Here is a 23043-nt window from a genome sequence, read left to right as displayed (position 1 = left end):
CGCCGAATCGGGGGTGGTTTTTTTATGGCCGAGTAAACATTTTCTAAATGAATACTAGGAGGAGGGATGATCGTAGCCAAAAAATCCGATTATGAAGCGATCAATGTAGGTGAAAGCGGGGGATATGATTTGCTTGCTAGTTATCCGTGCTCTCCTCTTTATTTCTACTTAAGGAATGAGTAAGATAGAAACAAACAAACAAACAACGAGGTGATGGGGAAAATGTCGTTCAACTTTGACCAGCTAATTAATCGGAAAAATACTCGTTCTTACAAATGGGATCAAGTAGGGCCTCTGTTCGGGGATGCCGATATTTTGCCGCTATGGGTGGCGGACATGGATTTTCCAAGCCCGCCGGCGGTGCAGGAAGTGCTGAAGAAGCGGGCGGAGCTGGGCGCTTACGGCTACGCTATTCATACAAGCGACTATTTTGAAGCTATTGTGAACTGGTACGAAAGACGGCATCATTGGACGATTCAAAAAGGGTGGATATCGGACAGCCCAAGCGTTGTCACGACGTTAAGCCTTGCAGTTGAGCAATTTACGTCGCCGGGCGATGAGGTCGTTATCCAAACGCCTGTCTATTATCCGTTTTACGATGTTGTGAATCTCAATGACCGCATCGTGGCCAAAAATCCTTTGCAAGTCGTGAACGGCCGCTATGAAATGGATTTGGAGCATTTGGAGTCGCTGTTTAAACGGGGAGCGAAGCTGTTCCTGTTCTGCAATCCTCATAACCCGGGAGGACGGGTTTGGAACAAAAGCGAGCTGGTCGCACTTGGAGAGCTTTGTCTTCGCTATGGAGTAAAAGTGGTGTCCGATGAAATTCATTGCGATCTCGTATTCCCAGGCGGGGAGCATATTCCATTTGCCTCCCTGTCGCCGGAACTTGCGGACCTCACCATTACTTGCCTAGCCGCTACGAAAACATTTAATTTGCCCGGCCTGCACACCTCGTTTATGGTCGTGTCGAACAGAGAGATGAAAGCCCGTCTCGACAGACGGATTAAAGCGTTAAGCATTCATATGTCCAACCATTTTGCGCAGGATGCGGTTACGGCTGCATTCAACGAAGGCGAGGTTTGGCTGGACGAGATGCTGGCTTATGTAAAAGGAAACCTGGATTATGCACTCGCATACTTGCAGGAGCATTTGCCGATCATCAAACCGATGATTCCAGACGGCACTTATTTATTGTGGCTGGATTGCAGAGGGCTTGGCCTAGATAAGCACGGACTGAAGCAGCTTATGCATCAAAAGGCGAAAGTCGCTTTTAACGAAGGCTCCATGTTTGGAACGGAAGGCGAAGGCTGGCTTCGAATCAACTTGGCATGTCCGCGCTTTATTGTGGAACAAGCGTTGAAGCAATTTTGCGAGGCGGCTGCGGAAGCGGCTCACGTATAATCAAACGAAAAGAACCGGATCGCGATTTGGCGTCTGGTTCTTTTTTCATTTCTGTGCTTTTAAAAAGAATGAACCACGCCTGCTCGTCCCTGTCTTTTACGGCTCGAATCCTTTTTGACTGACGTACACGGCATCTTCGGGAAACATGCGCTTCATCTTTCCGACCATATGGTCAATAGCGGAGGGCTCATACCAGTCCTCTAATCCATGCTCTCTATACAGCTTTTCTATCCCTAAATTGCGAGTGCGCTTGCCGCCGCTTCCATCGCCAAGCTTAAAGTTATCTACACAAACGCGGCTTGTTGCGGACAGAAGCAGTTCAGGGAAGGTGTCGCTGCTTGGGAGTAGCGGGGCTACCGCCGCTTGTGTCGGTATGCCAGCTTCGGTCAACGAGCGAAGAGCGCGCAATCGGGCAGCAATGGGTGGAGCAGCAGGCGTAAAAATTCGCCGAATGTCGTCTCGATCCGTCTCGATTGTCATGCTGACACGAACGCCTCGCCCCAATTGTTGAAGCAGCTCCAAATCCCGCGTAACAAGCGGGCTCCGAGTTTGCACCAGCACAAAATCCGGACGGTCGTCCAGCATCGTTTCAAGCAGAGTGCGAGTAATTTCTGCTTCATATTCCGCAGGCTGGTAAGGATCGGTGCTGGAGGACATAAAAATGGTCACGGGCCCCCTCCGCTTGGCCGCCCGCAATTGTTTGCGCAGAACGTCCGCCGCATTCCGCTTTATGTCGACCCAAGTCCCCCATTCCTCTTTTCGAAAAAGAGAAACGGGCATACCGCGCACATAACAGTACGAGCAGCCGAAAGAGCAGCCCGTATACGGGTTTAGCGAATGCGTATACCCTGACAAAAAGCCGGTTCCTTTATTTAATATCGATTTCGGAAACTTATCGAGCAGTGTGGCGGTCATGCTTGCTCCAGCTCAAGCAGTTTTGTCTTCATCGCCAGTCCGCCGCGATAGCCGGTCAAAGCGCCATTTTTCCCGATGACACGGTGACAGGGAACGGTGATAAGGGCGGGATTGGCGCCAATGGCTTTCCCAACCGCTCGAACGGCGGCCGGCTTGCCAATCGCATTAGCGATTTCGGAATAAGTAACCGTCGCTCCATAAGGGATGGCCAGCAGCGCTTCCCAAACGGATCGCTGGAACGGAGTGCCGCCCACATCATGCGGGAAATCGAAGGAAGGACATTCCCTGTTTAAAAATGCAGAGATAGGTTTGCTGTATATGGACATGCCCTCATCGTCCCGAATCCAGTCGGCATCGGGGAATCGAGGAGCCATCCGCTGCTTAAGCAATTCGATAGAATCTCCATTTGATCCTACCCCGCAAAGTCCGTCTTCCGTTGCTGCAATTGGCAAAACCCAATCCCAAAGCTCAATGATCGTCCAATAAATCGTTGTTTTAGGTTTAATCTTCGATTTCATGTTGCGCCTCCTCTAGGTCATTCAACGCTCTATATTGTGCGGGCGTCATGCCGGTTCGTTTTTTAAATATAGTGGAGAAATAAGCAGCGCTGCGCATTCCGACGGCTTCTCCGATTTCAGAAATAGAGGAGTCTGACGATTGGAGCAGCTCTTTAGCCGCTTCTATTCTTGTGGTTTGTAAATAGTCGAGAGGGGTGACCCCTCTTCTTTTTTTGAACGTACGATGCAGGTGGTAGGGACTGCCGTGGCAGCTTTCGCTAATGATAGCTAAAGTTAAATCCCTCTTATAATTCCGATCGATAAAAGCCGATATTTGAATGGCCCATTCCTCGTCCGGCAGCTTCCCTCCTCCAGGCTTGCAGCGTTTGCATGGGCGAAATCCTGCGGAAGTGGCATCGGCCGATGTGGGGAATACGGCGACATGATCTCGTTTGGGCGGCCGGGATTTGCAGGATGGCCTGCAATAGATGCCCGTCGTTCGTACGGCGTAATAGAACAGCCCGTCGCTTTTTCGATCATTGGCCAAAATAGCTTCCCACTGCGAATCCAAAATGGCAGTCCGTTTCATTGTCATTCCATCCGCTCCTCTCATGAACAGTATAACCGCTTGCCGGAACGAATGTACGGTTTTGGGGATGGAAGAGCAAGATTGCGAAAGAAAAGCGGGGGGCGTCAACTAGCCGCAATTAAAAAAGCTGGCCGCCTCGCATCAGCGAAACGTACCAGCCTCTATTCGAAAGAGTGAATGTGTGTACTCTATTATGCCTGCTCAACAAGAGCGTTTTGTTTGCGTTTTAGCTCCGCAATTAAAGCTTCTTTTTTCGCAAGCTCATTTTCCAGTCCCGATATGATTCGGCGTACATAAGTGCGTTTATGCTCGACTTGTTGAACGGCGTCTTTGATCCTTCCTTGCACAACCCAATCGATAATAAAGCCGTCGAAGAAAAAGTCGGAAAAGGTGAGCAAGCCGTTCATATCGATTTCGATTCGTACGTCCCGCTGAACATCCTTCAGCTCGCATTGAAATCGGCGCAATCCGCTTTGAGCGGAATGAATGGCCGAGCGAGCATCGTCAATTCGATTATGTTTGACAGCAGTGGCAATGACTCCGCCGCCAACCATGTCATACGCTCCCCAACTGTGCGCGGAATCCAAATGCTCCTTGGCGCGGTCAAGCGATTCGGATACAGTATGGCCAGCCGTTACCGCTTCTTTTAATTCTTTGACATCCGCAAGCACTTCGGCGGCTTCTTCTGACAATTGCTCCAGTTCGGCTGCCAATGCAGGATGGTTTTCTAAAATATGCTGTTCCTTCTCCCGCATAACAGCTTCGATGTCGGATTCCAAATAACGAAGCTCCTCAAGCCCTTGCGCAATTTGCGCAAGTTCCTTTTCCATTTCTTCCACAGTGTCTTCGGCTTCCTCGTATTGCAGCTTCGCTTGAAGCAGCTCGGCCTCTTCCTTAGTCAGCTTTTCTTCCTTTTTCCCAATTAGCGTATAAAATAAGGCTCCCAGCCGGAGGCCCTTAAGCCGGTCCACATCCCGCTGCTCCCGGTCGAGCTGCTTCTCCCATTTGTTCCGTTCCTCTATTTTGCGTTTCAATTCTTCATTTAAATAGTTTTTAAGCTGCTTCCAGTTCGCCTTTTGCCGCTGTTTAGCCTTAAGCTCGGACAAACGCTCATTATAATGTTGAATCATGGTTTTCCTCCTACGGTTGTAACGGTATACAACAATGTACGCAAAAACGCGCCGTCGGTCTCAAGCCGAATTTTGCTAATAAAAAGGGACGGGCAGATTCGAGAGCTCTGCGCCGTCCAGAATATACGTTTTTTAATCGGTACTGCTTGTGCCAGCCCTTTTGCTATTAGTGGCCGGCTGCTTCGTTGTCGTTAGATAGACGCAGCACTTCGAAAAGTTTAAAGAGAAGACTCATTACGATCGCAACGATAGTGGCAAGAGCCATACCGCTGAAGGAAACGTCGCCAAGCGTCAGCTTCACGCCGCTAAGGCCGATGACAAGCACGATCGTAGTCAGGAACAAATTAGTCGGTTTGCTGTAATCTACTTTAGCTTCAACGAGCATGCGCAGGCCGGAAGCTGCGATAACGCCGAACAGAAGCAGGGATACGCCGCCCATAACAGGCACGGGAATACCGGAGATCAGGGCCGAAAACTTGCCTGAGAATGAAAGGATAACCGCGATGACAGCAGCGCCGCCGATGACGAAAGTGGAATACACTTTTGTAATTGCGAGTACGCCGATATTTTCGCCGTAAGTCGTATTAGGCGTGGAGCCGACGAAACCGGACAAAATGGTCGAGATGCCGTTGCCAAGCATGGAGCGGTGAAGCCCCGGGTCTTTGGTCAAATCTTTGCCGACGATGTTGCCCGTCACGATCAAATGACCGATATGCTCAGCTATGACGACAAGCGCCGCAGGGGCAATCGCGATAATGGCGGTCCAGCTAAATTCGGGGTATGTCAAAGTCGGAAAGGAAACCATCTTGGCTTCGCTTACTCCGCTGAAGCTTGTCATTCCCATGAAGTAGGCCATCACATAGCCGAAAATGATACCGAACAAAATGGGGATGATCCGCATAAAGCCGCGGAACAAAACGGAGCCAAGCACCGTAACGGCGAGCGTAGTCGTGGACAGCAGTACAGCGTCCATGTTCATTGGCCCATCGCCAGGCAAGTAGCCGGACATATTCGCTGCGACGGGCACAAGCTCAAGCCCGATAATGACGACAATAGCGCCCATGGCTGCTGGCGGAAATACGATGTCGAGCCAGCGAGTGCCAGCGACTTGAATAATAAATGCGACGATGGTAAAAATGACGCCCGCCGCGATAAATCCGCCTAGCGCCGCCGCATAGCCGCCGCCTGTTGCCTCACTGGCAATGATGGCGCCGCCGGGTCCAAGAAACGCAAAGCTGGAGCCTAGGTACGCGGGAATTTTTCCTTTTGTCACTAGAATATAAAGCAAGGTTCCAATTCCGTTCATTAATAAACAGATAGATGGATCGATTTTAAAAATATTCGGCACGAGTACCGTTGAACCGAACATTGCGAACAAATGCTGCAAGCTGAGCATCATGCTCGGGAATGCCGGAGGTCTTTCGTGGACGCCTATGCTTCTTCCCATAACGTAATTTCTCCTCTAAATGTAGTAGGCGATGAATAAGCCCTGATTGATTCTACATACTTCGATATCGTTTGGCAAGCCTTTTCTCCCCTTCATTTCGCTTCTAATTATTTTGCAGTCTTTATGGTATCGATATGTAAGGTTGGTGGACATAATCAGCTCAAATTAAAAAGGCAATCGCTTCATGGAAACGAATGCCTTCCTTCTATAAATAGGTTTGGTAAATTTAAAACCATCTCCGGTACAAAAACGGGATCGGATAAAACGGCTGCTCCGTTCCGGGATAGTAGGTGCCCCCTGATTCCTGGCTGTAAGGGTGATTCGCTCCGCTTTGGGGATTTTGGCTGTAAGCCCGGGGCATTGTTTGCGGCTGGTATTGGCCGGTATTGACTGTGCCTTGCGTTCCGTAATTCGGCTGTGCTTGATACTGAGCCGTTCCTGCGGGCTGCTGTTGTTGCATTTGATATTGAACCGTCCCCGCAGGATGTGGTTGTTGCGTTTGATATTGTCCAGTCCCTAAGGGCTGCGGCTGTTGCATTTGATACTGTGCCGTCCCTGCGGGCTGCTGTTGTTGCATTTGATACTGAACCGTCCCCGCAGGATGTGGTTGTTGCGTTTGATATTGTCCAGTCCCTAAGGGCTGCGGCTGTTGCATTTGATATTGTCCTGTCCCTGAATGGTTCGGTTCTGTTGTTTTTGAGCAGCCTTTTGGCGGGCCGATGATGACAGTGGAGGTAAGCGGTGCAAGCGCCTCTTGCAGTTTGGCTTCGTCGAGGCAATAAGCGTGGGCCAGTGCTTTTGGCGGGGTCAGCCTCAAAATATCCGATCCAAAAATAACTTCGGGAATCGGGGCGTCAAAAATAGCGAGAAGATGTGTTCCATCTTGCAACGCCTCTTCGTAATGCCACCAGCCTTGAGGGATATTGGCAACTTGCCCAGGACCAATTTGATAGTTGAGCAGTTCGTTTGTAAAAGGATTAATAAGCGAAACGACGGCGGAACCCGCGATGCAATAAACAAGCTCGCTTGCATTTTGGTGGATGTGCGGCTCTACCACATTTCCTGTACTTAAATAAATATCGAGAAGCGATGAATTGCCAAGCGTATTTAACTGTTTGACCGAAAGTACGTCGATATAGTTTTCATTGTCTTTCCGGAAAAACGGACTGTCGGATAATGTGTAAGTAAACCGGGTGTCCGGCGCTGCATAATCCATATATGAAGTTGCCAAATTCCGTACCTGCCCTTCTGCCCATCGATTTTATATAGCCGATTTATTGTATGTTTCTGCCTATGCCCATGTGCAAAAGAGAATCTAGGCAATCAAACAAGCAATCGCCCTAAGCGATCAAACAAGCCCGAAGTTAAGCAGTGTTGCTAAAAACCGCTACATGTGTGGAAACTGGTGCTTGGAGGAAAGCAGTGGTGTCAGAAACCACTAAATGTGCGGAATTGGGTGTTTGGAGGGAAGCAGTGGTGTCAGAAACCACTAGATGTGCGGAATCGGGTGTTTGGAGGGAAGCAGTGGTGTCAGAAACCACTAAATGTGCGGAAACGGGTGTTTGGAGGGGGGCAGTGGTGTCAAAAACCACTAAATGTGTGGAAACGGGTGTTTGGAGGGAAGCAGTGGTGTCAGAAACCACTAAATGTGTGGAAACGGGTGTTTGGAGGGACGCAGTGTTGCCAGAAACCACTAGATGTGCGGAAGCCGACTTACTTCACTTAAGCCATCTAATGACTCCATTAGATAAGCCGCCCCTTCCTACACCACTCATCTCTTCATACTCCCATCAAACAAAACCCATCAAACAAAACCCATCAAACAAAACCCATCAAACAAAACCCATCAAACAAAACCCATCAAACAAAACCCATCAAACAAAACCCTCGCCGAATCTCCGGCTTCCACATAGACCTTTTTACAACACCCTAGCCAGCTTACGGTATTCTGTAGCGGAGATGCCTTCGTGTTTGCGGAAAAGACGGCTGAAATAGTGGATGCCGGAATAGCCAAGCTGCTCAGCGATTCTTTCGATGGGCAATTCGGTTTCGCGCAGCAGCCTTCTCGCTTCTCTGTGGCGGACAGAGAGAATATATTCGTTTGGCGGCAGGCCGGTGAGCCGCTTAAACAGTTTTGCTGCATGATCGACACTTAAGTTCATATGATCAGCGATAGCGGCATTGCTCCATGGTTCGGCCGGAGATTGTTCGATCCGTGCTGCAAGCTCCATCACCTTTCCGTCATGCGGAGTGAGCGCAGTATGGGAGCGCGTTTGCTGCAATCTGAGCAGGTGAGTCAAAATGTTCAGCATAAGCGCTTTGCACGCCAGCTCATATCCTGGGGAACGCATCGTAAATTCGTATACAAGCTGTTCCATCCACCCTACACAAGCCAAAGTCGGCGTATAGACGGGGTGGTGCGACAATGGCAAAAAATAATCCGCCACCGCTTCACGAGCAAAACGGCTAGATGGCGCATCCTCATCGTGGACGATGACGTCCGCTTCCGTTGTAATATCGAGATCGTCAAAAAAGTCGAAATGAATGCCTAAAAAGCGGGTCCCCGGCTTCGAAACCGCTTCGTTCTGATGAGCGACCCCGGCAGGCAAAAAGATAAGTTGTCCAGCAGACAGCAAATATCGTTGTCCAAGCATCGTTGTAGCGGCCTCTCCTTGGCTGACATACAGCAGCTCGAAATCATAAATTTTTCGTTCCGGCAGCTTTCCTGTCGGCATCTTCTGAAATTGGGCGTAGTGAATGCTCGGTGACCATTCCCGAAACGAAGCTTGCCGTTGCAGTGGGAAGTCCCCCTCATGACGACTCATTATAATCCCCCTAAAAATACCGTTCATATAACGGAATAGTATAAATATTCTCTCCATGCTCTAAATCATTTTGCCACAAAAATCGGTATGATAAAGATATTATCAAGCACTTTTAGAATAAACTCAAGTATATAGAATAGCTGCTCCAAGCTTCGAAAAGACGGAATGAGATAAAAGTTATACCATTAAAGTTCACAATAAAGGAGAGCATCGCGATGAAAAAGGGAATCAACATCTGGTCGTTTAAGGAAGGCAGTACGATCCGGGAATGCGCTGAGCTTGCCAAACAGGCCGGCTTCGAGGGCATTGAGCTGTCGCTGAACGAGTCGGGCGAGCTGGGACTAAACGCAACAGACAAAGAAGTGCTGGCCATCAAGGCGCAGCTTGAAGAGGCAGGGCTGGAAATTGCCGGACTTGCGACCGGGCTATACTGGCAATATTCCATGACGAGCTCCAATGCTGCCAATCGAAATAAAGCGATCGATATTTGCAAAAAGCAGTTAGAGCTGGCGTCAGCTTTTGGCGTGGACGCCATCCTGGTCATCCCAGGTGCTGTAGGCGTAGATTTTATCCCCGATTCCGAGGTCGTTTCATATGAAAAGGCATACGACCTAGCTTCCGAGGCTATCGCAAAGCTTGTTCCTTATGCGGACAGCACAGGCGTTGCAATAGCGATTGAAAATGTGTGGAACAAATTTTTGCTGTCGCCGCTGGAGCTTCGCATGTTTATCGATGAGCAATCGTCCGAGCGGGTCGGCTCTTATTTCGATGTAGGAAACGTTGTTCATAGCGGTTATCCGGAGCAATGGATTCGCATTTTGGGCCACCGCATCAAAAAGGTTCATTTCAAAGATTACCGCAGGGCGGCGGGCGGCTTGCATGGGTTTGTGGATTTGCTGGCGGGCGACGTAAATTTTCCGGCTGTTGTAACGGCATTAAACGAAATCGGCTACTCCGGTTACGCCACCGCAGAGATGATTCCGCCTTATACGCATCATACAGAGCAGATCATTTTTAATACGTCGGCCGCGATGGACGCGATTTTGGGACGTACAAATCGGGAGGGGAAATAACGATGCTAAAAGTGGGGTTAATCGGATTTGGTTTTATGGGACGGATGCATTTTGACAATTATGAGCGCCTCATGAAAGAAAGAGACGATCTCGTACTAACCGCTATTTGCGATGCGCGTATCGAAGAGTTGAAAGACGGCTCGACATGGGGCAACATCGCGACAGAGAGGGAAGTTTACGACTTGTCCCCCTACCGGCTTTATGAAAGCGTAGATGAGATGCTTGCGAATGAACAACTAGACATGGTCGATATTACGCTCCCGACACCGCTTCATGCGGACCTGGCTTGTTCTTTGCTGGAGCGGGGAATTCATGTCCTATGCGAAAAGCCGGCTGCGCGAACGTCCGAAGAAGCGTTCAGAATGGCGGAGGCGGCCCGTGCCTCTGGCCATACGCTAATGATCGGTCAGTGCCTGCGTTTTTGGCCGGCCTATCAATATTTGAAAGAGGTAGTAGTGGAAGAGCGCTTTGGCAAAGTCATTTCCGGCAGCTTTTTCCGTGGCGGAACAACTCCGCAAGGCTGGTTTTTGGACGGGAAGTCCAGCGGCGGCTGTATGCTGGATATGCACATTCATGACACCGATGTAATCAACTGGCTGTTTGGCAAGCCGGAGAAAGTGTCGTCCCTCGCTCGCAATGTCATTCCAGGCAGCGGTTACGATGCCGTGTCGACCCACTACCTCTATCCCGACGGAAAAGTGCTGAACGCTCAAGCGGATTGGACGCTTCAAGGCGACTTTGGCTTTGCGATGTCCTACCGCGTCAATTTTGAGGGTGGCAATCTCGTTTTCGAAAACAACCAACTGAAAGTAAACCCGAAGGATGGGGAAGGCTATTATGCGGAGCTGTCGCCTGAGATGGGATACTATAGAGAGATTCAATATTTTATCGACAGTGTGAAAAATGGGACGCCCGTATCGGTCTGCCTGCCTGAGAGCGCGGCGGAGTCGCTTGTTATTGTGGAAGCTGAAATTCAATCCGCAGACAAACGCGGCGAAATCGTTGCGATTTAACGGTTCATTTGCATTTGCTCCTTCATTCATACTAAGATAAATAAGTCCGGTATTACTAACCGGATGCTACCGTTCCAGTGAAGGAGAATGGGAATGAACAACAACCAAATTGCAATGAACAACGCCCAAATTGAACAATTCAAGAAGCTCAAAACCGAAGTGACCCGCTTTATGATGATGTATCAATTCGCGCTGAATGAGCTGGAGACCAAACTCGAGATTCTAAAAGAAGAGTTTCAGTTTTTGCATGATTACAATCCTATTGAACATACGAAATCAAGAGTGAAATCTCTCGAAAGCATCATGAAAAAAATTAGCCGGAAAAGCATCCCGTTTTCCTTGGATGAGATTAAGGAGAACATTAAGGATATCGCGGGACTTCGGATTACCTGTTCTTTTATAGCGGATATTTATCACATTCGCGACATGCTGAAAAACCAATTTAGCCTTGAAATTAAAGAAATAAAAGATTATATCGAAGATCCTAAGCCAAACGGCTATAGAAGTTTGCACCTCATCGTAGAAGTTCCTGTCGTGATGTCGGACGGCAAAGAAAATGTTTGCGTTGAGATTCAGATTCGCACGATTGCAATGGATTTCTGGGCCAGCCTGGAGCATAAAATTTTTTACAAATACAATCAGGCTGTGCCAATGAGCTTGCTTGAGGAGCTGAAGGAAGCTTCGGACTCCGCTAACAAGCTGGATTTGCAAATGGAGAGGCTGAACCGCGAAATATCCGCTATTAAGGAAACACAGGGCGAAGACCCTATTGAAGAGTTAACCCAGCTGCTGCAAAGTAATCGCCAGTTCAAGCTGCCGTCGTCTCTGCTTGAGCTTGGCCGGGGAACCGAGTAAGCGGTTCCCTTTCGCAGGGCTCCCTTTTATTCAAACGACTGATTGGACACAACTATTATTTTTTAGTAGGATAATAGAAAAGCAGGGGCAATCAGCGACGAATAAATAGGGGTTGAGACGATGCTGCAGCTAGGATCGAAGGTCATTATTATGGCCGACCAATTTGAGCAGAAGCTTCCAATCGGGGAGCACGGTTATATAATCGCTTATGATCGCAACGCCGACAATGTGTTTGACTACGTTGTCCGGGTGCCGTCGGAGGGGCGCAATTTTTTGATGCCGGAAGAGGATGTAGAGCTGGAAGAAACGCTTATTCAGCTTGAAGTCGATCGGATCGAGAAGGAAGCTTTGATCGATTACGCGCTCGCTACGCATAATGAGGAATTGTTTATGCGCATTATGAAGGGCGATCCCGCGGAAGAATTGCATGAAGAGACGGCCAAGGAGCCGATCAACCGGGAAGACTTTATTAAGCAGGTCAACTTGAAAGCTTGGATTTAACGGCAGTCATAAGGATGGAGTGGGCAGCTTCTAGCCCGCTCTTTTTTTATTTTAGAAGGATGCAGGCAGCAGGCCCCAAAAAGCGGCGCTTTCCTCGCATAAGCGCTCAAATCATTGCTGTTCGAAGCACAAGTAGGCTATAATAAAAAGAATGACTTTTATAGAGGAGAGTTTTCCGATGAGCATAACGCCCAACGATGTAGAGCATGTTGCCAAGCTGGCGCGGCTGGAGCTGACCGAAGCGGAGAAGGCCCAATTCACTGACCAGCTCAACGCGATTTTAAAATATGCCCAAAAGCTGGACGAGTTGGACACAGACAACGTCGAGCCGACAAGCCATGTGCTGCCGATTACAAATGTCATGCGGGAAGATGTCCGCAAAGAGTCTCTTCCTATTGAAAAGGTGCTGCTGAATGCGCCGGATGAAGAAGACGGACAAATTAGAGTGCCTGCGGTGCTTGAATAACTAAAAAAGGGTTTAATTGAAGGGAGGAGCTACTGTTGGCACTGTTTGACCTACGCCTGCAGGATGTACATAACAAGCTGAACCATAAAGAGCTTTCCGTTGCCGAGCTCGTGAGCGAGTCCTACGAAAGAATCGCGCAGACGGAACCGGCCATCAAAGCTTTTTTGACGCTTAATGAAGAGGGAGCCCGCAAGCAAGCGGCTGAGCTAGACAAGGGGATTCAAGAAGGTGGAGAACGCGGGCTGCTGTTCGGCTTGCCGGCCGGAATTAAAGATAATATTGTGACGGAAGGGCTGCTGACCACTTGCGCAAGCCAATTCCTGAGCAATTATAACCCGATTTATAGCGCCACTTCCGCAAGCAAACTGAAAGCTGCGGGTGCCGTCACGATCGGCAAGTTGAATATGGACGAGTTCGCCATGGGCGGCTCCAACGAAAACTCCAGCTTTTATCCGACTCGCAACCCATGGAACACGGAATATGTTCCGGGCGGCTCCAGCGGCGGTTCTGCGGCTTCCGTAGCTGCCGGACAAGTTTATTTCTCGCTTGGTTCCGATACAGGCGGCTCGATTCGCCAGCCCGCTGCTTATTGCGGCATCGTTGGACTTAAGCCGACTTACGGGCTTGTATCCCGTTTTGGCCTAGTCGCATTCGCTTCGTCGCTCGACCAGATCGGTCCCCTAACGAAAAACGTGGAAGACTCCGCTTACGTGCTGCAAGCCATTGCCGGCTACGACGCCAGCGACTCCACTTCCGCAAACGTGGACATTCCGGATTATACCGCCGCTTTGACAGGAGACGTTAAAGGTCTTCGCATCGGCGTTCCGAAGGAATATTTGGGTGCGGGCATTGACCCACGGGTGAAAGAAGCGGTAATGAACGCTCTTAAGGTGTACGAATCGCTTGGCGCTACATGGGAAGAAGTGTCGCTTCCGCATACCGACTATGCCATCGCTACTTATTATTTGCTTGCTTCTTCTGAGGCATCGTCCAACCTGGCTCGTTTTGACGGCGTTCGTTATGGCGTTCGCGCAGACAACCCGGACAATTTGATCGACTTGTATCGGAAGTCGCGCAGCCAAGGGTTTGGCCCGGAAGTAAAACGCCGCATTATGCTTGGCACTTACGCGCTCAGCTCCGGCTATTACGATGCTTATTATTTGAAAGCTCAGAAGGTGCGCACGCTCATTAAAGGCGACTTCGACAATGTTTTTAAACAATATGATTTGATCATCGGACCAACGGCGCCAACTCCAGCTTTCAAAATTGGAGAGCAAGTCGGCGATCCGCTGACGATGTATCTGAACGATATTTGTACGATTCCGGTTAGCCTTGCGGGCATCCCGGCGATCAGCGTTCCTTGCGGAACGGTGGACGGTTTGCCAATCGGCTTGCAAATTATCGGTAAGGCGTTCGACGAATCGACAGTGCTTCGTGCCGCTCATGCGTTCGAAGCTCATACCGACCATCATAAGCTGCGTCCGCAGCTGTAATCAGCTCAGGAAAGGATCGATAACAATGACTGCAGCGAATAAATACGAGACGGTTGTAGGACTTGAAGTGCATGTGGAGCTTCATACGAACAGCAAAATCTTTTGCGGCTGTTCCACCGCCTTCGGCGCGCCTCCCAATACGCATACTTGTCCTGTATGCTTAGGCCATCCCGGCGTATTGCCGGTATTGAACCGCCAAGCCGTAGAATATGCCATGAAAGCGGCGATGGCGCTAAATTGCACCATTGCGGACGTCAGCAAGTTTGACCGCAAAAACTATTTTTACCCCGATTCGCCAAAGGCTTATCAAATTTCGCAATATGACAAGCCCATCGGAGAAAACGGCTGGATTGATATCGAAGTAAACGGCGAGACCAAACGGATCGGCATTACCCGTCTTCATTTGGAAGAAGACGCAGGCAAGCTGACGCATGTTGATGGCGGCTACGCTTCGCTAGTCGACTTTAACCGTGTCGGCACGCCGCTTGTGGAGATCGTTTCCGAGCCGGACATCCGTACTCCGGAAGAAGCAAAAGCTTATTTGGAGAAGATGAAGGCGATCATGCTGTATTGCGAAGTATCCGATGTGAAGATGGAGGAAGGCAGCTTGCGCTGCGACGCCAACATCAGCCTTCGTCCTTACGGACAAGAGAAGTTTGGCACACGCGCCGAGCTTAAAAACATGAACTCTTTCCGCGGCGTTCAGCGCGGACTTGAATACGAGCAGATTCGTCAAGCCGACATTTTGGACAGCGGCGGCGAAGTCGTGCAGGAAACGCGCCGTTTCGACGATGCCTTAGGCAAGTCGTTCTCTATGCGCGGCAAGGAAGAGGCTCACGATTACCGTTACTTCCCAGACCCAGATTTGGTGAATTTGCATATTAGCGACGAGTGGAAACAAAGCGTTAAAGCTTCCATTCCGGAGCTTCCGGACGCCCGCAAAGAGCGTTATAAAGAGCAGTATGGTTTGTCCGCTTATGATGCGGATGTCATTACCGCTTCGAAAAAGCTGGCTGATTTCTTTGAAGACAGCTTAAACTATACAAAAGACGCCAAATCGGTTGCGAACTGGATTATGGGCGATTTGCTCGGATTTTTGAATTCCAACAACCAAGAGATTTCCGATGTTAAAATAACGGGACAAGGTCTCGGCGAAATGATCGGGTTGTTGGAGCAAGGCACGATCAGCGGCAAAATTGCGAAAACGGTATTCAAAGCGATGCTGGAGAGCGGCAAGCTTCCGCAGCAGATCGTAGAGGAGCAAGGACTTGTTCAAATTAGCGACGAGGGCGCATTGCTCGGCGTCGTAGATGCCATTATCGAGAAGAACCCGCAATCCGTAGAGGATTTCCGGGCAGGCAAGGAGAAGGCGATCGGCTTCCTTGTAGGACAAATTATGAAAGAAACAAGGGGCAAAGCCAATCCGGCGCTTGTCAATAAGCTGCTTATGGAGCGACTCAAGTAAAGAGGGCTCGCCCTATGCAAGGCGCGGTTCATTCCGATGGATGAATCGCGCCTTTTTTTACATAGAATAGGGTATAGGCGCGGAATGTGCACAAATTCAGTCAGAAAGGAGAGAAGTCCTATGAACGCAACGATAAGCGCTATTCATAATCCGTGGTTTATTAATGAATGGGACCTTCTCATCCGTTTATTGCTTGCTTTGCTGCTTGGCGGGTTAATCGGCTTTGAGCGGGAGCAATCCAATCATGCGGCCGGGCTTCGAACCAACATTTTGGTTTGCCTCGGCGCTTGTCTTTTGATGCTGCTGTCCATTTACGGTTTTGCCGATTTTGTGGAGGAGCCGAACGTTCGGGTCGATCCCGCCCGGCTTGCGGCAGCCGTCATAACGGGAGTCGGCTTTTTGGGAGCGGGAACGATTCTTTTTACCGGAAAGTCGATTACGGGGCTGACGACAGCGGCATCGCTATGGGTTGTGGCGGCGATCGGACTTGCGGTTGGCGCAGGCTTCTATTTTGCCTCGATTTCCGTTACGGTGATGGTGCTGCTTACTCTTTGGCTTTTCAATAAGCTGGAGAAACGGTATATTAAAGCGAAAAAAGAGCATCTCATCAAAATTCATGCCGTCGATCTGTCGATTGTGATGAACAATTTAAATGAGATTTTAGACAAACGCAAAGTGGCGATCCGCAAAATGTTTTTGGAGGATGTAGACGGCGGGGATCATGACGATGAAGATTACAAACGGAACAAAGATGGAGAAGATTTGACGAGACTCGTCATGTATATTACGATGCCGCATCGGAAGAAGGACACGATGATCAAGCTTTTGGACGAGATCAAAAAAATGGAGGGCATACGTTGGGTGAGCTCGGAATAAAGACAAGAAAGAAAAAATGGCTCTCCGTCCTTTTTTCGTTTTTGCTGCCGGGTATGGGCCATGTTTACATTGGCGCCTATTCGAAAGGGTTCCTTCTAGCCGCTGGGCTTCTTCTCAATTATACCGCTATTTTTAGGCTGGCCGATTCCGACGGCGGCAGACATCTGCTGCTGATTGTTTATTTGTTGCTTTTGCTGCCGGTGTTTTATTTTCTAAGTGTGTTTGACGTGCTGCAGGAAGAAGAGAGGACGGAGAGGGAACCTTTTGTCCCGAAGCTTGCCCACGGAATTTGGCTGACGCTTGCGGGAGCCGTTATGCTTGTTTTAATCAGGCCGCCGGCCTTTATGCTGCCTTGGATGAACGAGCTGGCGGAATGGTCCGTCGGGCCATTGCTTATGCTGGCGGCTGTTTGGCTCGTAATGCCGTCCTGGAGAGGAGGGGGAAGAGCCGTGTTTAAGCTTGGACGAATGACAGCGGGTGTCTTTATATTTGCTTCTGGCGCTTTGCTTATTTGGGATATTTTTCGCGGACGCAATGATATTGCTCTTCTTTCGGAGTGGTGGCCGGCCGTGTTCGTTTTATTGGGAGCGGAACTTATATTGTACAGTACAGTGTTGCGGAGCAAGTCGGCCAAGCTGCGTCTCGATACGATGGGCATTGCCGTGGCGCTTGTTATAACTATTTCGGCTTATGCGGTTACCCAATACGCCGATTTTCCCGTCCGCTGGCTCGATCAGTTTAATGCAGACTTTAATGGGAGAAAAGACTATGGGGAGGAAAAAGGTTTCCGTTTCGACAAAAATATCGTTAAAGCGCCTTTTGATGAAACGGTACAATCCCTTCGAATCGTAAATATTAACGGCGACATCACGGTACGCAGCGGCGATGTTCAGGAGCTGGAAGTCCGAGCGGTTGTTTGGGTGGATCACGCGGATGAGAAGGAAGCGTCAGCTGTTGCGGAGCAGTCGCTCGTCAAAGTGACGCCGGGACAACAATCGCTAATTGAGGGCAGCGGTCAATCCTTTGGGCCGAATGGAAGCAGGCTTCCCCGTTTGAATTTGGAAATCGTCGTTCCGAAAATAAAGCCTTTGGAGCCGGAAACGACGCTTCCGCCCAATTTGCCGGTTCAAGTCCCTATTTTTCAAACGAATCCTCCTCTAGCGGATCATGATGATTCAGCGCCTCAAGATGACACTGAGCTTCAAGCTGACCCTACGCCTGAAAATGACTCTTCATCTCGAAACGCCCACACTGCCGATGAAGGAGTGGCTCCTTCGCCCGCTTTGGAACGTGGCGAGGCAGATTTGGCCCAGAGGGTCTTCAATCTGGTCATTGAAAGCGAAAACGGATCGGTTTCCGTTTCGGATCTTAATGCAACCGGAGGGCTGATCGTGAAGAGCGGCAGCGGCCTCGTCAAGCTATCCCAAATTGTTGGCGCCGTTACCGTTGAAGGAAAAGACGGCAGTGTGGATGCAGAGGGGATCTTCGGCGACAGCAGTCTGGTGACCAAAAACGGCAGCATATCGGCAAAGTTTATGTCGGGCGGCAGCTTGTATGCAAGTACGCTAAACGGAGATTTAGAACTCAGCAACGTAAGCGGAGATTTGGACGCCGAGACGAAAAACGGAAAAATAGCCATTTCGGAGGCTGCCTCCGCGGTTAAGGCGGATACGCTGAATGGCAATATTGAAGTAAGCGGCGGCACGGTCGGGGGGAACTGGGATCTCGACAGCTCGGTCGGTGAGATTGAAGTCAAAGTACCATCGGACGGTCATTTTACCGTTTACGGATCGGTAACTTTCGGCAATATTTCAACGAACTTGCCTCTTGAACAATCTCGTAAAACGATAAGAGGAACAATAGGACAGGGCGATTTCCGCATTCATATTAATGCGACAAACAGCATATCGATACAAGGGGAATAGGCGCCCCAAAAAGGCGCTTTCATTGACAAAGTCAAGATTGTAAACGTACAATAGTTTATAACTACTATAAAGAAAGGCGTGAGGGGAATGGCAGCGAACGTTCATTTGGCGCTTGAGCAACTGAAGATGAATGGCGTAAGAATGACCCCGCAACGGCACGCCATTTTAAGCTACTTGATGGATTCTAAGTCCCATCCTACTGCGGATGAGATTTATAAGGCGCTCTCCCCGGTTTATCCGAGTATGAGCGTCGCAACCATATACAACAACCTGAGATTGTTTGTAGAAGCTGGCTTAGTGCGTGAACTGACTTACGGGGACGATTCGAGCCGGTTCGATGCGGATTTATCGGATCATTACCATGCTATATGCAAGAGCTGCGGCCAAATCGTCGATTTTGGTTATCCTCCTTTGCTGGAAGTGGAGAGAGCCGCATCTAAAGAAACAGGTTTTACCGTGCAAGGTCATCGGATGGAGATATATGGACTATGCACTTCCTGCAACACTATTGTGAAGTAATACGTATATAAACTTGATAAGCAGTTGCCAATAACGTGCCGGGAGCGATCAAACGCTAATCAGCACGTTTTTGTTTGGAAAGAGAATAGATAGTCGAATCTTTTTGAAGCTTATTTTGGGAGAGTGAGAGTTATCGTGGAAAATCATTTCGGACGCCCCCCTCGCAAGAAGCGCAGAAGCGGGCTAGGCGTATTATTTTTCTTATTTGTTGCGGCAGCAGTCGTATCCTTTGGATATTTTGGATATATGAAGTTTATACCAAGCAAAGTACAGCAGAATCCAAGCTACGCTCATCAAAATCCGATCATGGTAAGGGGAGCCGAGTCCTCCTTTGGCGCCATTGTCGAAAACGGGCAAATCAAATTGCCTTTGCCTTTGCTCGAGGAGCAGCTTGGAGAGGACAAGCCTATCCACTATGAGGAAAAATCGGGCACTATCGTCCTTACCACATCGAACAAAGTGCTTAGGCTGAAGACGGAAGCGTTGACCGGCTTGATGAATCAAAAGCAGTATTCGCTCACCATCGCATCCGAAGTCGTCGACGATGTGGTCTATATTCCGCTTGCGCCGCTTGAGGAATTGTATGGTTTTAAAGCTGAATACGATCAGAACAGCGGAATCGTCACTCTTTTGCATGAAGGGGATACGATTCAGCTTGGAGAGGCGAAAGCGAAGGAAGAGGCCGCTATTCGTGTCGCTCCTTCCATTCGGGAGCCGTATTTGTTTAAAGTGCCGACCGGGGAGTCCGTACGGATATGGGAAGAGGCGGACGGCTGGATGCTTGTCCAGAGCAAGCAAGGCCATGTTGGTTATATGAGAAAGAAGGACTTGCAGCTGACCTCCACTGAAAAAGTTCCCGTGCTTGTGAAAGAAGAAACTTTTGTACCGTGGAAGGTAACAGACAGCAAAATTAATATGACATGGGAAGCTGTATACGAACGTGCGATTGATCCTTCCAAAATCGGAGAAATGCCTGGAGTCAACGTGGTTAGCCCAACTTGGTTTGAGCTTGAAGACAGTAAAGGAACCATTAAAGGCAAAGCGGATCCAGCTTATGTAAAATGGGCTCATGAACAAGGGTATCAAGTATGGGCGCTGTTCAGCAACGCCTTCGAGCCTGACCGGACGACAGAAGCGCTGGCATCGGTTGAAGCCAGATTTTCGATGATTCAGCAGCTGCTTGCTTTTGCCGAAATCTATAACCTTCAAGGCATCAACGTCGATTTTGAAAATGTGTATACAAAAGATAAAGAAAACCTTGTGCAATTCATGAAAGAAATGACGCCGCTGTTGCATGAGCAAGGTCTGGTGGTGTCCATTGATGTAACGCCGAAGTCGAACAGCGAGATGTGGTCCGTCTTTTTGGATCGTCCTGCGCTCGGCAAAGTGGTGGATTACATGATGGTGATGGCTTATGACGAACATTGGGCTTCCAGTCCAAAAGCGGGCTCCGTGGCGTCTCTGCCGTGGGTGGAGCAGTCGATGAAGCGAATTATCGAGGAGGATGGCGTTCCTCCAAGCAAGCTTGTGCTCAGCATTCCGCTTTATGCCCGGATTTGGACCGAAGAAACGGGTGAAGACGGCAAAATAAAAGTGTCGTCGAAGGCAGTCGGAATGGAAAGGGTCAATACCATTATCGCGGAGAAAAAGCTCCTCCCTGTTTTTGACGCAGCGGCGGGACAAAATTATGTGGAATATACGGAGGAAGGCGCTCGCAAGCGTATATGGATCGAAGACGACGTATCGATTAAAGCTCGCGTGGAGCTTGTGCGCAAATTGGATCTGGCTGGCGTAGCGACATGGCAAAGAACGTTCCAGACACCGTCCGTATGGAAAACGATTGATGACAACTTAAATAAACAGCCCTAATCTATTATGATATAAATGAAAAAAGAACTCCAAAGCCGGAAGGCTTGGAGTTCTTTTTAGTTAAGTATGCTTATCTTTACGCTTTAACATCTTCTGCTTGTAGATCGGTCGCCTGAGCAGGGTCTAGCGTCAGCATCGTGCGGCAAAACATGCAGCGGTCCGTCTTGCCTAGCATTTTGGTCGGGCGTCCGCATTCCGGGCATTGCAGCATAGTGGCGCTGGTGGACATCATTCCGGCCCAGAAATAGATGGCTACGCTGACCAGCAAGGCAATCATACCGAAGATCATAAATATGCCGGCAAATATTTTGCCTATCTGGCCCCAAAGCAGAATGCCCGCGGTGCCCAATATCATAATGCCCATGCCTGCTAGCGTGAAGACAAGCCCCCAAAGGCGGAATTCATTGATTTTTGCCGATTTAAAAAAAATCTTTTTCATCGTTCAAACCCTTCCTGTGACTATTGTCTTATTAAAATGAGACTGTTATTCTATGGCTAAAAGCAGGAATGTGCATCCAACTTGTCGAAAAGGAATAAATCTGTAGATTATTATTATAGCTTAATCCAAGGGGATTAGCTATATGGAGGAACTTTGTGGAGCCTATCAAAAATCATGTTGTAGACGCCTACCGGGGACAGCCCGGACTGCTCGCCATTTCGTACACCAAGAACCCGTATCCATACAACCCGGTTATCGATGGCTTAGATATGTTAATTCTTCTTTTGGTCGAGAAGCAGGCGGCTTCGGAAGCTGCAGAGCATGTGCAATGGGACGGTATGAGAGCGCTCGTACGGACGCTCGACAAGGAAGAGCTCGAATTGTGGATTACAGGCGGTGAGAACCGGAATATTATCGAATGGTTGGTGCGGGGGGAGATATTGTTGGATCGCGATGGTTATTTGGCGAATGTTCGCGAGCGGTTGCTGCAGTTTCCTGAATCCATGCGCGAGCAAAAGCAATTTATTGAGTTCTCAGGTTTTTTGAGAACCTATTTGCAGGCCAAGCAGGATTTGCTCGACGGGAATCTGCTTGATGCTTACAGTCACATTTTAACTGCGCTTCACCATTGGGCGCATATTGTATTAATTGAAGATGGGCGTCATCCGGAGCTTACGGTATGGAAGCAGCTTAAGCGGGTGCATCCCGGCGTGTACAAGCTGTACGAGGAATTAACGGCAAGCCCGGAGACGCTTGAGCAGCGTGTTCAACTCGTTATGCTTGCTTGCGAATTTTCGGTCATGAGCAAAATGAAGGATTGCTGCGCGATATTGCTTGATTTAATGAGCAGCCGCGAAGAACCTTGGAGTATTGGAGAACTGCAGATGCATCCAACAATAAGCATTCTTCAAGTAGAGCTTTCATTAGTTATTCAAAAGCTTGTTAAAAGATCGTACATAAGAGAAGTCGCAGTTATGCAGGACCCTAAAGATACGGGGGCTATAGAGCTAAGGTATATGGTTTCCCATACATAATAATGAAAGCTATGAGCGAAGCGCAGCAACTGCGCGGAGCTCATTTTTGTTTCTAAAAGAAATATGCAAATGGGTGTTGACTATTTCAGCTTGTCTGTGATACATTAGAACTCGCCGCTTTTGCGAGTAGCTAATATCGAAAAAAGACGTTTTCAAAAAAAATGTCGAAAAACGAAAAAAAGTACTTGCAAAGAGATAGGCACCTGTGATATATTATAAAAGTCGCCGCTGAGACAACGGCGCGACAAACGAAAGACTTTCAACCGGCTTAAATCTGGTTCGAAAGCTTCGAGAAAGAAACGAATTGTTCTTTGAAAACTGAACAACGAGCGAAACTGCCCTGTTAATTCTGAAAAGAATTAATGGAATAAAATGAAGACGAAAGTCTTCAAGCAACAACGTAATGAGCTAACAAACACTTTTATGGAGAGTTTGATCCTGGCTCAGGACGAACGCTGGCGGCGTGCCTAATACATGCAAGTCGAGCGGACTTGAAGAGATGCTTGCATCTCTGATGGTTAGCGGCGGACGGGTGAGTAACACGTAGGTAACCTGCCTCTAAGACTGGGATAACATTCGGAAACGAATGCTAATACCGGATACGCGATTCCATCGCATGATAGAATCGGGAAAGACGGAGCAATCTGTCACTTAGAGATGGACCTGCGGCGCATTAGCTAGTTGGTGAGGTAACGGCTCACCAAGGCG

The 23043-nt window shown here is 49.0% G+C and carries 20 protein-coding genes, 1 rRNA gene and 1 pseudogene; 14 read left to right on the top strand and 8 right to left on the bottom strand.

Features of this window, described 5'->3' with window-relative positions:
- Nucleotides 1-222 precede the first annotated feature (222 nt).
- Nucleotides 223-1404, top strand: coding sequence for a MalY/PatB family protein (locus tag ACFQZE_RS11880; RefSeq protein ID WP_379357098.1), 1182 nt, complete (start codon nt 223-225; stop codon nt 1402-1404).
- Between the two features lie 96 nt (nt 1405-1500).
- Here ACFQZE_RS11880 and ACFQZE_RS11875 read toward each other — a convergent pair whose 3' ends face one another.
- From ACFQZE_RS11875 to ACFQZE_RS11845, 7 genes and pseudogenes are all read right to left on the bottom strand, one after another.
- Nucleotides 1501-2319 carry an SPL family radical SAM protein gene (locus ACFQZE_RS11875; protein ID WP_379357096.1) on the bottom strand — a complete coding sequence of 273 codons (819 nt, stop codon included), beginning with the start codon at nt 2317-2319 and terminating at the stop codon, nt 1501-1503.
- A complete protein-coding gene (locus ACFQZE_RS11870; protein ID WP_379357094.1) occupies nt 2316-2837 on the bottom strand; it encodes a methylated-DNA--[protein]-cysteine S-methyltransferase in 522 nt (173 codons plus the stop codon). Before ACFQZE_RS11870 ends, ACFQZE_RS11875 begins: the two co-directional genes overlap by 4 nt.
- Entirely contained in the window at nt 2821-3411 is a 591-nt protein-coding gene (locus ACFQZE_RS11865) for a bifunctional transcriptional activator/DNA repair enzyme AdaA (protein ID WP_379357092.1), read from the bottom strand. The genes ACFQZE_RS11870 and ACFQZE_RS11865 overlap by 17 nt, the downstream gene beginning before the upstream one ends.
- 185 nt (nt 3412-3596) lie before the next feature.
- Nucleotides 3597-4535 (bottom strand): AAA family ATPase, encoded by a 939-nt coding sequence (locus ACFQZE_RS11860; RefSeq protein WP_379357090.1) that lies wholly within the window; start codon nt 4533-4535, stop codon nt 3597-3599.
- Nucleotides 4536-4701: 166 nt separating this feature from the next.
- Nucleotides 4702-5982, bottom strand: a complete 1281-nt coding sequence (gene uraA / locus ACFQZE_RS11855; protein WP_379357088.1) for a uracil permease — start codon at nt 5980-5982, stop codon at nt 4702-4704.
- Nucleotides 5983-6681: 699 nt separating this feature from the next.
- Nucleotides 6682-7213: pseudogene (locus ACFQZE_RS11850) on the bottom strand (cupin domain-containing protein); the annotation flags it as partial.
- Between the two features lie 688 nt (nt 7214-7901).
- A complete protein-coding gene (locus ACFQZE_RS11845; RefSeq protein WP_379357086.1) occupies nt 7902-8807 on the bottom strand; it encodes a helix-turn-helix transcriptional regulator in 906 nt (301 codons plus the stop codon).
- Between the two features lie 215 nt (nt 8808-9022).
- Here ACFQZE_RS11845 and ACFQZE_RS11840 point away from each other — a divergent pair, with 215 nt between their 5' ends.
- The 11 genes from ACFQZE_RS11840 to ACFQZE_RS11790 all read left to right on the top strand — a co-directional run bounded on the left by ACFQZE_RS11840 (nt 9023) and on the right by ACFQZE_RS11790 (nt 20862).
- Nucleotides 9023-9880, top strand: coding sequence for a sugar phosphate isomerase/epimerase family protein (locus ACFQZE_RS11840; RefSeq protein WP_379357083.1), 858 nt, complete (start codon nt 9023-9025; stop codon nt 9878-9880).
- A 2-nt stretch (nt 9881-9882) separates the two neighbouring features.
- Complete coding sequence (locus tag ACFQZE_RS11835) at nt 9883-10893, top strand: Gfo/Idh/MocA family protein (RefSeq protein ID WP_379357081.1); 1011 nt, start codon at nt 9883-9885, stop codon at nt 10891-10893.
- A 114-nt stretch (nt 10894-11007) separates the two neighbouring features.
- On the top strand, nt 11008-11748 hold the full coding sequence (locus ACFQZE_RS11830) for a GTP pyrophosphokinase (RefSeq protein WP_379358188.1): 741 nt from the start codon (nt 11008-11010) through the stop codon (nt 11746-11748).
- Nucleotides 11749-11868: 120 nt separating this feature from the next.
- Nucleotides 11869-12249 (top strand): ATPase, encoded by a 381-nt coding sequence (locus ACFQZE_RS11825; protein ID WP_379357079.1) that lies wholly within the window; start codon nt 11869-11871, stop codon nt 12247-12249.
- A 178-nt stretch (nt 12250-12427) separates the two neighbouring features.
- Nucleotides 12428-12715, top strand: coding sequence for an Asp-tRNA(Asn)/Glu-tRNA(Gln) amidotransferase subunit GatC (gene gatC, locus ACFQZE_RS11820; RefSeq protein WP_379357077.1), 288 nt, complete (start codon nt 12428-12430; stop codon nt 12713-12715).
- A gap of 35 nt (nt 12716-12750) precedes the next feature.
- Nucleotides 12751-14208, top strand: coding sequence for an Asp-tRNA(Asn)/Glu-tRNA(Gln) amidotransferase subunit GatA (gatA, locus tag ACFQZE_RS11815; RefSeq protein ID WP_379357075.1), 1458 nt, complete (start codon nt 12751-12753; stop codon nt 14206-14208).
- A 25-nt stretch (nt 14209-14233) separates the two neighbouring features.
- On the top strand, nt 14234-15673 hold the full coding sequence (gene gatB / locus ACFQZE_RS11810) for an Asp-tRNA(Asn)/Glu-tRNA(Gln) amidotransferase subunit GatB (RefSeq protein ID WP_379357073.1): 1440 nt from the start codon (nt 14234-14236) through the stop codon (nt 15671-15673).
- Between the two features lie 141 nt (nt 15674-15814).
- The gene (locus ACFQZE_RS11805; protein ID WP_379358186.1) at nt 15815-16549 is read left to right on the top strand and encodes an MgtC/SapB family protein; all 735 of its coding nucleotides are present in this window, start codon (nt 15815-15817) and stop codon (nt 16547-16549) included.
- Nucleotides 16531-18474: a DUF4097 family beta strand repeat-containing protein gene (locus ACFQZE_RS11800; protein ID WP_379357071.1), complete on the top strand. Its 1944-nt coding sequence runs from the start codon at nt 16531-16533 to the stop codon at nt 18472-18474. Before ACFQZE_RS11805 ends, ACFQZE_RS11800 begins: the two co-directional genes overlap by 19 nt.
- 87 nt (nt 18475-18561) lie before the next feature.
- On the top strand, nt 18562-18993 hold the full coding sequence (gene perR, locus ACFQZE_RS11795; protein ID WP_379357068.1) for a peroxide-responsive transcriptional repressor PerR: 432 nt from the start codon (nt 18562-18564) through the stop codon (nt 18991-18993).
- A gap of 135 nt (nt 18994-19128) precedes the next feature.
- Complete coding sequence (locus ACFQZE_RS11790; protein ID WP_379357066.1) at nt 19129-20862, top strand: glycosyl hydrolase family 18 protein; 1734 nt, start codon at nt 19129-19131, stop codon at nt 20860-20862.
- A gap of 76 nt (nt 20863-20938) precedes the next feature.
- On the opposite strand, the gene ACFQZE_RS11785 is transcribed toward ACFQZE_RS11790, so the two are convergent.
- The gene (locus ACFQZE_RS11785; RefSeq protein WP_379357064.1) at nt 20939-21301 is read right to left on the bottom strand and encodes a DUF2614 family zinc ribbon-containing protein; all 363 of its coding nucleotides are present in this window, start codon (nt 21299-21301) and stop codon (nt 20939-20941) included.
- 155 nt (nt 21302-21456) lie between these two features.
- Between ACFQZE_RS11785 and ACFQZE_RS11780 the strand changes: the two genes are divergently transcribed.
- Together ACFQZE_RS11780 and ACFQZE_RS11775 are read left to right on the top strand one after the other, a co-directional pair.
- Nucleotides 21457-22335: a nucleotidyltransferase-like protein gene (locus ACFQZE_RS11780; RefSeq protein WP_379357062.1), complete on the top strand. Its 879-nt coding sequence runs from the start codon at nt 21457-21459 to the stop codon at nt 22333-22335.
- A 420-nt stretch (nt 22336-22755) separates the two neighbouring features.
- A 16S ribosomal RNA gene (locus ACFQZE_RS11775) occupies nt 22756-23043 on the top strand; the annotation flags it as partial.

It is taken from the genome of Paenibacillus sp. GCM10027627 (genome assembly GCF_042675505.1).
Lineage (GTDB): Bacteria > Bacillota > Bacilli > Paenibacillales > Paenibacillaceae > Pristimantibacillus.
Note: the sequence above shows the minus strand (reverse complement) of the source record. Positions and strands in the feature narration are given on the sequence as shown.